Consider the following 9,977-nt stretch of genomic DNA (forward strand, 5'->3'; position numbering starts at 1 on the left):
CGCGGGTCCAGATAGCCTTCGAATGCGGATTCTGCAAAAGGACCTGCCAGACACGCAACTATCTCTTGGATCGCTTCATCGCGTTGGAAATGTCGATCCATATCGTTCTCGAAAATCGGCTTTCGCTCCGAGGTGAATCCTTGCGCTGAATAGAAAACCGTGCCTTCGACAAAACCACCGCACTCTCCGTCACCGGCGTCGGGGTAAATACTAACACTTGAGAAAGCAGGGAGTTCACGGTCGTCGTCGAACACCTGACGGTTCAAAACGATGGCGGCCACCGCGTGCCCGGCTTCGTGGTGCGCCACAGACGGGAGAAGATATTGGGAGGCTACATTCATGCGGTGCGGCTCTCAGGTCTAGTTTGCTTTTGCGCATAGGACCGCAATTGTCGTGCCAACTGGGAAAATCGTTTCGGAACAATGCGATCGCTCTGGCAGCGTTGTGTCAGATGTCCGACATCGTCGAGAATCCGACAACGAGTGCTCCTCCTAATCACCGGATCAACCTCCGGCGCCAGTCGGTGACACCGCATTCCTCTGTCTTTCCAGGAGACGGCGTGGACATCAATGCCGTTCCTCACCGAACCCGCCTCCTAGCCCTTCGCCCATACGTCACGGCCGCCCCCCGGTTTGGCTTCAACCTGAAGGATTACGGCGTCCTCTTCGCAGAGAAGATCGGGTTGTTCGTGGCGCGCGCAGCGGAGCCGAAGGAGCTTTTCTGGGTTGCGGATACTGGCATGTCGATATTACGACCGTGTGTCCTTCGACAAGCTTGGTGGCTTCTTCAACCAGAATCTCGCCGCGGAGATCGAATCGTTATCTGCGCCGCAAAGTGCGGCCGGTGAGCGGCGTGGCCCCTGCGTTCCAGTTGGCCACGGTCCTCGCTGGGACGAGCAAGTAAATGGCTTGCGCAGCAACGGTGCGATCACACCTGGAGCACGGCGTCATCAGGAAAGCGCCATCCTTGTGCGCCCACGACACCCTGGTCGCCATCGGCCGCATCGCGGGGGGCACTGTGGGCGATAACCATTCATTGATCTGGGCGATTGAGGGTTCTGCCGGGGCGCTATTGCTGCTCGGTAGGGCTGCGGGCTGGCGAGTCTACCAAGGCGAGCAACGACAGGCGAGACGGCAGACATTACGTGACGGAACTTGATATTGCAGTGCAGCAAGCGTAGAGCACCGCGCGCTTGTCGGAGTGTCGTCCATGGCCCTTACCAATGCTGGTAACGAGGCAGAACCTGTCGAACAATCGAGCCATTCTGAGGTCGAGCAGCACAGCACCAAGGCGCTGATGTTGGGCGCACTAGGTGTCGTTTATGGCGATATAGGCACCAGCCCGATCTATGCATTTCGCGAGGCGTTGCATGCATCAGCGGGTGGCAACGTCGCCAGCCGTGGCGACATCCTCGGCGTACTCTCGCTGATCATCTGGTCCCTGACGATCACCGTGACGATCAAATACATCATGTTCGTGCTCCGCGCCGACAATCGAGGCGAGGGCGGAGTGCTGTCGCTTATGGCGCTGGCGCGCAACAGTTTCCCGACCCGCTCTGCGGTGATCCTCGGCATCGGCATCGGCATCGTCGGCGCGGCGCTTTTTTTTGGCGACGCCGTCATTACGCCGGCAATCTCGGTACTGTCGGCGGTCGAAGGTATGAATGTCGTCACGCCGACGTTCCAGCCCTATGTGGTGCCGCTGACACTGGCCATCCTGGCGATCGTGTTTGCGGTACAGCGGTTTGGCACCGGCGGCGTAGGATTGGTGTTCGGACCCGTTACCGCGCTGTGGTTCCTGGCCATCGGCCTTTCCGGGCTCAACCACATCATGGACGACCCGGAAATCCTGCTGGCAATCAGCCCGCATTACATCGTGTCGTTCCTGGTCAACTCGCCTGACGTCGCCTTCGTTACGGTTGGTGCAGTCTTCCTCGCCGTCACCGGAGCCGAGGCGCTCTACGCCGACCTCGGCCATTTCGGCCGCAAGCCGATCGTGCTCGCCTGGCTGGCGATCGTGTTCCCTTGTCTGTTGCTCAATTATGTCGGGCAAGGCGCCTTCGTGCTGGCAAATGGCGGCGTTGTCGGTCATCCGTTCTTCGAGATGAACCAGGGCTGGACGCTTATTCCGATGGTCGTGCTTGCCACGGCGGCGACCGTGATCGCCTGCCAGGCGGTGATCTCCGGCGCCTTTTCGCTGACCAGGCAAGCGGTACAGCTCAACATGCTGCCGCGTTTCGTCATCCAGCACACGTCGGAAAAACAGTCGGGCCAGATCTATCTGCCGCGCATCAACCTGATGCTGGCGCTGGTGGTGATGCTGCTGGTGGTCGGCTTCGGCGAATCCAGCCGGCTGGCCTCGGCCTACGGTATTTCGGTGACCGGCAATATGCTGGTGACGAACATACTGCTTTTTGTTGTGATGACGCGCATCTGGAAATGGCCGCTCGGCGTCGCGATAGCCTTAATGGCGGTGTTCGTCTTCATCGATACCGGCTTCTTTGCAGCTAACATCGTCAAGGTATTCGAAGGCGGCTGGGCCTCGCTTGCCATTGCCGCAGTGATCGTGATGACCATGTGGACTTGGATAAGAGGCAGCAGGTATCTATTTGACAAGACGCGCAGGAACGAGATTCCGCTCGATTTCCTTGCGGGCAATCTGTTGAAGAAGAAACCGCAGCTGGTGTCCGGTACGGCCGTGTTCCTGACCAGCGATCCCGCCAGTGCGCCGACGCGTTGATGCACAGCCTGAAGCACTACAAGGCGCTGCACGAACAGAACGTCATCCTCTCTGTGGTGACGGCGCAGCAGCCCGTGGTGCCCGACAGCGAGCGGATCAAGATGGAAACGATCAATGAGCTGTTCATGCGGGTGACACTGACCTTCGGCTACATGGAACAGCCTAACATCCCGCGTGCGCTGGCGATCTGCCGCAAGCAGGGTTGGAAGTTCGACATCATGACGACGTCCTTCTTCCTGTCGCGTCGCTCGCTCAAGGCGTCACCCAACTCCGGCATGCCGGTGTGGCAGGACAAGCTGTTCATCGGCTTGGCGCGCACGGCCGCCGACGCGACGGAGTATTTCCAGATCCCGACCGGACGTGTGGTCGAGATCGGAACGCAAGTGGCCGTTTAGGCATGCCCGGTTAAGCAGAATCAATTGGCATTTCGCGAGCCGGTGAATGCCTGACCGGGCGGAGGCCACGATGCTTGCGCCAAACTGGGGTCCGGTTCCAGGCCTGAAGCTTCCGGCCCCGAAAGCCGTCCTTTACGCCTGCGATCATTTCCGTTCCGCATTGTCTTGCCGACCCACCAGTCGAGATGCGCTGAAACGACCTCGCCGGGCAGCAACTTATCATTTGAACGTAATCGATGTGCCGCAAGTCCGACCTTCATTCTTCAGTTCACAGGCTAGCGTTGCCAAAATCGGCGTGCCGCCTAACCGGCGCCGCACCGTGACCTGTCAGGATGCTATGCAGGCGCGAGGCAGAAGCTGGCTCGAGGCCGCCGGCCTGGTGCTGGTCCGGCAGCGGCCGGGCTCGGCCAAAGGCTTCATGTTCCTCTGGAGGATGAGACGGGGTGCGGCAAACGTCGTCGTCTGGGTCAAGATCTTCGAGAAATTCCGGCGCGTGCTTCTTGCGTCGGCCATGCTCGGCGTCCGCGGACGCATCCGGCGGGAAGAGGAGGTGGTGCACCTCGTCGCCCACGAGCTGACCGATCTGTCGGCTGGGCTGGCCAGCGTGGGAAACCGCAAGACGCCGTTTCCGTTGCCGCACGGCCGAGGGACGAGGCTCATCACGGCGGATCGGGCATCGATCCGCGCGGCATGCCGAAGGGGCGCGACATCGTCGATGCAGTATGACCATATCGACCCTATCAAGTTCAAGACGCGTAACTTCCGGTAGCGCTTCCGGAGGCCACTTCAGCAGCATGTTGTGCACACTTTTGTCGGACCCTGTTAACTGCCGATTGGCAGCAGGTCACCCCGTGCCGGATCCCAAATGTCGTCGCTCTCAAGCGCAACGACTGCCCGCACCTTTTTAAGTCAGCGAGCACCTCCACCGCCGGACGCCGCCCCGTTTCCTGAGCCGCGGCGTAACGGGTGTATTTGTGACTGTCCGGCTCAAACCACTTCAACGATTCCAAAGTAGCCATGGCGTCGCCCTTGCGGCTGCGCGTGATGCGAATGATCGTGATCCCATCCTCAGCGCTCGCGTCGAATGGAGACACGCTGCCAACGCTTCATCTGCTCTACCCCATCTTTGTTCCAAGGCGGTCGGATCATCTCAATGAGCCCTGCCTCGGGGTGGCCAAAGCATGCATATTTATCGTTCGGCCCCGCATCGAATTATCATCTGCGATGTGGGACTCGATCTTGGGTTGGCGACGGCTTCGCTCCGGGAGTAGACGTCGGACCACTGACAAGTGCCGGACCTTCTCCACAAATTTCTCGGCGGACTCATCGTGAACGCTCGATTGGACGTAAATGCGGTTCGCGGAAACGCAGGTCTGGCCGGCATTGCGGAACTTCGCCTGGACCGCACCGTCATATCGGCATCATCGAAGATGATGAAAGGTGCATTGCCGCCGGGTTCAAGGCTGACCTGATCTGGTCAGAGCACTGACGCATCAGCAGCCGTCCGACCTCGGTCGAACCGGTAAAGCTGATCTTTCGAATCTTGGAATTGGTGCATAGTTCACGGCCGACGCGATCACCTTCGGACGCATAGATCAGGTTGACCACGCCATCGGGAAAGCCGGCCTGATGGGCGAGAGCAAACATTGCACCTAGCCACGCCACGATAAGATCGAGCGCGGCTTCGTTGCGTGCGGGTCTGTGGTCAGTGTAGGGCGGAGGAAAAGCGCTCGGCGTGCTCGCCCTCGCGATACCACTGGTTCGCGCCGGCAAGCGCCTGTTTCTGAGGCAAATCGCCGAACAGCTGGTAGAGCCTTACTCTCAGGGCTTGGCATCTATGTCGCCTACGACCGCCACATGCAGCCCGTCGCGTGCGAAAGCGGCTTTGTGGAAGGCGCTTAGATCGGAGGGCGTTACGCTAGTCAGCCTCCCTTGGGCGGTCTCGAATACGGATGCGTGCCGTAGATTCCGCGCCGCCAGGCCAGCTCGGCGATCGCATGAGGTTCGCGCTCATTGGCAATGATTTCGGAGAGAAGCTGGGCGCGTATGTGGTCGAAAAGTGCTGGTGTAGCCGGCTGCGGGTCCCGCCGCCGAGAATGTCGGCCAGCAGTCGAGCGCCGCGGCCTCGCACCAGGGACCGCCCATGAATGACTCATGCGAGGCGTCTCAAGGCTGTCCGCGATCCAGCGCCAGATCTCCGCCTCGCCCGAGGCGCGCAGAGCTGGCCGGTTGTGCAGGAGCCGTAGGCAATATCCGCCTTCCTCGTTCGGATGGGTAACGCTTGCGATACGGAGTCTTGACTTTGGCAGTCGCTCTGTGACATTACCTATATAAAGGTCGAAAGAAAGCGATATGGATCATGTTTAGGTCACAGAGACCCGAATGAAGGCAACGCATAAACGCACCTATTCGCGCTACGCGATGGAAGCGCTTGGCCTTTTCGGTAAGACCATCCGGCTTGGCCGGATGCAGCACCGGTTAACCGCACAGGAGTTAGCCGAGAGAATCGGTGTTTCACGCAGCACCCTGCAGCGCATCGAGAAGGGCGATCCCAAAGTCGAAATCGGACTGATGTTCGAAGCTGCTGCCATTGTCGGTGTGAAGCTGTTCGATGCCGACGGCAATGGCATCACAGCCCTCACAGGCCGCATGGACGATCGCATCGCGCTGCTGCCGAAGCACGTCTACAAGGCCGGCAAGCAGATCGTCGATGAGTTCTAAGGTCCCCAAGTACGACGAAGCCTATGTCTGGGTCTGGCTGCCGGGCGAGACCGCGCCGGTTGTCGCCGGGCGGCTATATGCCCATGACGGACTCGTCAGCTTCAACTATGGCAGGAGCTTTCGTGAACTGGGCAGCGCGATCCCGCTTTATCTCCCGGAACTGCCCCTGAAGGCAGGCGAATTGCCTTTGCTTCCTGGCCTAACCATGCCGGGATGCATCCGCGATGCTGCCCCTGATGCCTGGGGACGACGGGTTATCCTAAACCGCAAATTCGGTGTGAAGGGCGATGAAATCGCGCGGCTCGATATTTCAGAACTGACGTTCTTGCTGGAATCAGGCTCGGACCGCATCGGCGCGCTCGATTTTCAGTTTTCGCCCACGCATTACGAGCCGCGCGCACTGGCCAATGCCACTCTCGAAGAGCTTGTCCAATCGGCGGAGCGGGTAGAGAAAGGTATTCCGCTCACCCCCGAATTAGATCAGGCGCTGCATCACGGCAGCTCGATCGGCGGCGCAAGGCCAAAGGCGCTGATCGAGGATGACGCCGTCAAGCATGTCGCGAAATTTTCCTCGTCTGCCGACCTTTACAGCGTCGTCAAAGGAGAATTCATAGCCATGCGGCTTGCCGCCTTGTGCGGCATCAGAGCGGCATCCGTCTCGCTCGTTCGCGCCGCAGGCAACGACGTGTTGCTCGTCGAGCGATTCGACCGGATCAAGGTCACGGGCGGCTGGCAACGCAAATCCATGGTCTCAGCGCTGACGATGCTCGCGCTCGATGAGATGATGGCGCGTTACGCCAGCTACCAGGATTTGGCGGAGATCATTCGCCACCGATTCACCGCGCCGTCGGAAACTCTGCGCGAGTTGTTCAGCCGCATTGTCTTCAACATACTTTGCGGCAACACCGACGATCATGCCCGCAACCATGCGGCATTCTGGGACGGGGCTAAGCTCACCCTCACGCCTGCGTACGATATTTGTCCGCAGGCCCGCAGTGGTCAGGAGGCCAGCCAGGCCATGCTCATCAGCGGCAATAACCGCATGAGCCGGATAGCGTCCTGCCTTGAAGCCGCGCATCACTTCCTGCTCAGCGCGCCGGAAGCTCTTGCGATTGTTGAAGGCCAGCTCCGATGCATTGCGGAGAATTGGCCGCGTGTCAGCGAGGAAGCTACGCTATCCGGCATAGATCGCAATCTGTTCTGGGGCCGACAGTTCCTCAATCCCTACGCTTTTACGGCGCTGGAAGGAAGCGCCGACGTTCTCCGCGCTCTGGCTGACGAACTACGCAACAGTGTTCACGCCTGATCCGGCGCTGGATTTCGGACAAGCTCGGCAAGCGCAAGACGCCCACAATATGGACAACCCTTGCCGTGCCAGGACGAAGATTGAACAAACGGCTCTTCAACCAGTGACAACGTGCACTGCGGAGAGATGTGGAGCTGACACCGCAAAAGCCCAAGACGCGCGACTTCCCGCGATACAACTCCACATAACTGAGCGTCTACAAGCGGTGCAGCCAGCCAAACATCCAGCCATCAAAGCGATGATCGTCTGATCTTTTGCCGATGACATCACGTCGGGGACGACTTGTTCGAGCGCTTGCCGCTTCATATCGATACCGGCCTGGGCGTAGCGCATCGTTAGTTCAGCCCGAGTGGCCTGGCCATCGACTGATGGTGGCGATGTCAACACCCGCCTTGACGAGGTGGATGCCGTCGTGTCCCGCAAAGGGCGATGATGGATGCTTTTTTCAGCCAGGGTGGTTCCTTCGCCCGCAGCCATGTGTGCGCAGCAAGTATCGAACACCGAACCGGGTGAGCAGTGTGGGGCGGTCGTTGCTTTGCTCGGCGGGACAGGGCGATACCAGACGAAGGTCACAATCGAAGATTCAGGATCCCAGAACTCGTGCATCCGTATTGAACATCAGCGAAAACAGAGCGTAATCCCGCTGTCCAGAAGGCGTGCGGCGGTCGATACGCGCCAGGACGCTCTTGATTTCCGGGCTCATCGAGATGTTCGACAGGTGCCACCCACGCGCCCTCTTGAAGGGAAGTGTCACCACCAGTTGCAGCGTATCCATATATTCGGGGTGCTCCGAAATCAGGAACCGCGCAAAGGCATGCATCGCCGCCAGCCTTGCATTGCGGGTCGCAACTGCCACGCTCGACCTCAAGTGATGTGAGAAAGCTGCCCATCCTGTCGGTATTGATGTCGGAGACCGCTTCTTTCAAGAATATCTTCCCGCTCTCCCGCGGCATGAGCCCGTGGCATGCTTCGGCCCAATGCTGTGGATTGATGTTTCTTCATGCCACAACCTCGCTGACGAGACCGCCGAAAGCCCCTTCAAAGCGGTCGGTGGCGATCTCTCGCAGCTTTGGAAGGTAGTGCATTGATTTTTCGTGGAATGGGGACCCTGTTTAAAGGGTGATTTTCGTCCAAACGGGACCCCTTAACGATGGGGTCATCAAGATGCCTCCGGTTTGTGTTTTGGATGTTGGTTTTGGAGACGATTGCAAAGATACGTCGGCTGTCGCTGGTCCAGCGGAAGTCGATCAAAGCGATCTGCCGTGAGCTGAAGATCTCGCGCAAGGTGGTGCGCAAGGTCCTGCGTTCTGAGGAGACGCAGTTCCGCTACGAGCGCAAGCACCAGCCCTATCCCCGCATGGGAGCTCGGCGTGAGACGCTGGACCGGCTTCTGTCGGCGAATGCGGCCAAGCCGCAGCGGCAGCGGCTGCCGGTCGCTTCGACGGCTTCCATTGCATTCCCCCGTCGGTGTCGAAGACCTGCACGGTGCGCTTCGACAACAACAAATACTCGGTGCTGTCGAGTGCCGTCGGTCGGCCCGTCGAGATCCATGCTTATGTCGATCGGATCGCATCCGCCAGAGGATGGCGTGGTCGTGGGAGAACACGTTCGCTCCTTTGGCCGCAACGAGGTCGTCTACGATCCCTGGCACACGGCGCGCGCCGTTCCTTGGCTGGGTCCTGCGGTCGGCAATGGAGAAGGTGCGGCGCAGCTCAAGGCGGTTGATGACGTCGACCGGCAGATGGTGTTGATCCTCACCTGGGTGCTGACCGACGGATTGAGCGCGGTCGAGGCCGCCTGTCAGGAAGCCATCGAGCACGGTGCATCGTCGGCGCCGGTGATCCTCAACATCCTGGCCCGCAGCCGCGATCCGGCGCCGGGCACGATCCTTTCCATTCCCCAGGCGCTGGAGCTAGCTCACGAGCGGTCGCCGACTGCGCCCGCTATGACAGTCTCAGGAGGACAAACAGCCATGGAACGCACCGAGGTACTGGAACTGATGGGAGCGCTGAAGCTGTACGGAATGCGCAGAGCCTATGACGAGATCATGGGCGCGTCGCCATCAAGCGACGGCACGAGCCGCCCAGGATTGTCGGTGATCTCTTGCAGGCCGAGATATCGGAGAAGCAGGCCCGCTCCATCAAATACCAGTTCGCTGTCGCCAAGTTGCCGCTGGCCAAGGACATCGACGACTTCGACTTCGCCGACACGCCGGTCACCCCCTGATGCGCGATCTCGCCCGGCGGCGCCTTCGTCGCCGATCAGCGCAACATCGTCCTGGTCGGCCGCCTTCACGGGTCACCCAACTCGCGCGGAAGGTCGACCGCATTGCGACGGGCGCGTGTCGACTTCCCAACAATGTCAGACAGGAGACACAACGCTATCGGAGCGATCGCATTGCCCGAAATGATTTTCCCAGTTGGCACGACAATTGCGGTCCTATGCGCAAAAGCAAACTAGACCTGAGAGCCGCACCGCATGAATGTAGCCTCCCAATATCTGCCGCTTGTGGCGCATCACGAAGCCGGGCACGCGGTGGCCGCCATCGTTTTGCACCGTCAGGTGTTCGACGACGACCGTGAACTCCCTGCTTTCTCAAGTGTTAGTATTTACCCCGACGCCGGTGACGGAGAGTGCGGTGGTGTTGTCGAAGGCGCGGGTTTTTATTCAGCGCAAGGATTCACCTCGAAGCGAAAGCCGATTTTCGAGAACGATATGGATCGACATTTCCAACGCGATGAAGCGATCCAAGAGATAGTTGCGTGTCTGGCAGGTCCTTTTGCAGAATCCGCATTCGAAGGCTATCTGGACCCGCG

Annotated in this window: 6 protein-coding genes and 4 pseudogenes; 7 read left to right on the plus strand and 3 right to left on the minus strand. The window is 59.7% G+C overall.

The window, feature by feature from the left end; translation table 11 throughout:
* The coding region (locus EOC93_RS30485; protein WP_164759338.1) for a hypothetical protein at positions 1-341 on the minus strand (341 nt) is incomplete at its 3' end.
* A gap of 955 nt (positions 342-1,296) precedes the next feature.
* Between EOC93_RS30485 and EOC93_RS30490 the strand changes: the two are divergent.
* Together EOC93_RS30490 and EOC93_RS30495 are read left to right on the plus strand one after the other, a co-directional pair.
* A pseudogene (locus EOC93_RS30490) lies at positions 1,297-3,134 on the plus strand (potassium transporter Kup).
* A 319-nt stretch (positions 3,135-3,453) separates the two neighbouring features.
* Positions 3,454-3,903, plus strand: coding sequence for a DNA polymerase-like protein (locus EOC93_RS30495; protein ID WP_206532291.1), 450 nt, complete (start codon positions 3,454-3,456; stop codon positions 3,901-3,903).
* A 556-nt stretch (positions 3,904-4,459) separates the two neighbouring features.
* On the opposite strand, the pseudogene EOC93_RS30500 reads toward EOC93_RS30495, so the two are convergent.
* Positions 4,460-4,784, minus strand: a pseudogene (locus EOC93_RS30500) (aldehyde dehydrogenase family protein); the annotation flags it as partial.
* 732 nt (positions 4,785-5,516) lie between these two features.
* Between EOC93_RS30500 and EOC93_RS30510 the strand changes: the two are divergent.
* Positions 5,517-5,855 (plus strand): helix-turn-helix transcriptional regulator, encoded by a 339-nt coding sequence (locus EOC93_RS30510; protein ID WP_245461587.1) that lies wholly within the window; start codon positions 5,517-5,519, stop codon positions 5,853-5,855.
* On the plus strand, positions 5,845-7,161 hold the full coding sequence (locus tag EOC93_RS30515; protein ID WP_127206482.1) for a HipA domain-containing protein: 1,317 nt from the start codon (positions 5,845-5,847) through the stop codon (positions 7,159-7,161). Before EOC93_RS30510 ends, EOC93_RS30515 begins: the two co-directional genes overlap by 11 nt.
* 583 nt (positions 7,162-7,744) lie before the next feature.
* On the opposite strand, the gene EOC93_RS30520 is transcribed toward EOC93_RS30515, so the two are convergent.
* Positions 7,745-8,017, minus strand: coding sequence for a hypothetical protein (locus EOC93_RS30520; RefSeq protein WP_126105030.1), 273 nt, complete (start codon positions 8,015-8,017; stop codon positions 7,745-7,747).
* Between the two features lie 572 nt (positions 8,018-8,589).
* On the opposite strand from EOC93_RS30520, the pseudogene EOC93_RS35130 reads away from it, so the two are divergent.
* The 3 genes and pseudogenes from EOC93_RS35130 to EOC93_RS30535 all read left to right on the plus strand — a co-directional run.
* Positions 8,590-9,123, plus strand: a pseudogene (locus EOC93_RS35130) (IS21 family transposase); the annotation flags it as partial.
* Between the two features lie 10 nt (positions 9,124-9,133).
* Positions 9,134-9,447 (plus strand): annotated as a pseudogene (locus tag EOC93_RS30530) (ATP-binding protein); the annotation flags it as partial.
* 192 nt (positions 9,448-9,639) lie between these two features.
* Positions 9,640-9,977 (plus strand): hypothetical protein (locus EOC93_RS30535; RefSeq protein WP_164759339.1); only part of this gene is annotated, 338 nt, incomplete at its 3' end.

Source organism: Mesorhizobium sp. M6A.T.Ce.TU.002.03.1.1 (genome assembly GCF_003997275.1).
Lineage (GTDB): Bacteria > Pseudomonadota > Alphaproteobacteria > Rhizobiales > Rhizobiaceae > Mesorhizobium > Mesorhizobium mediterraneum.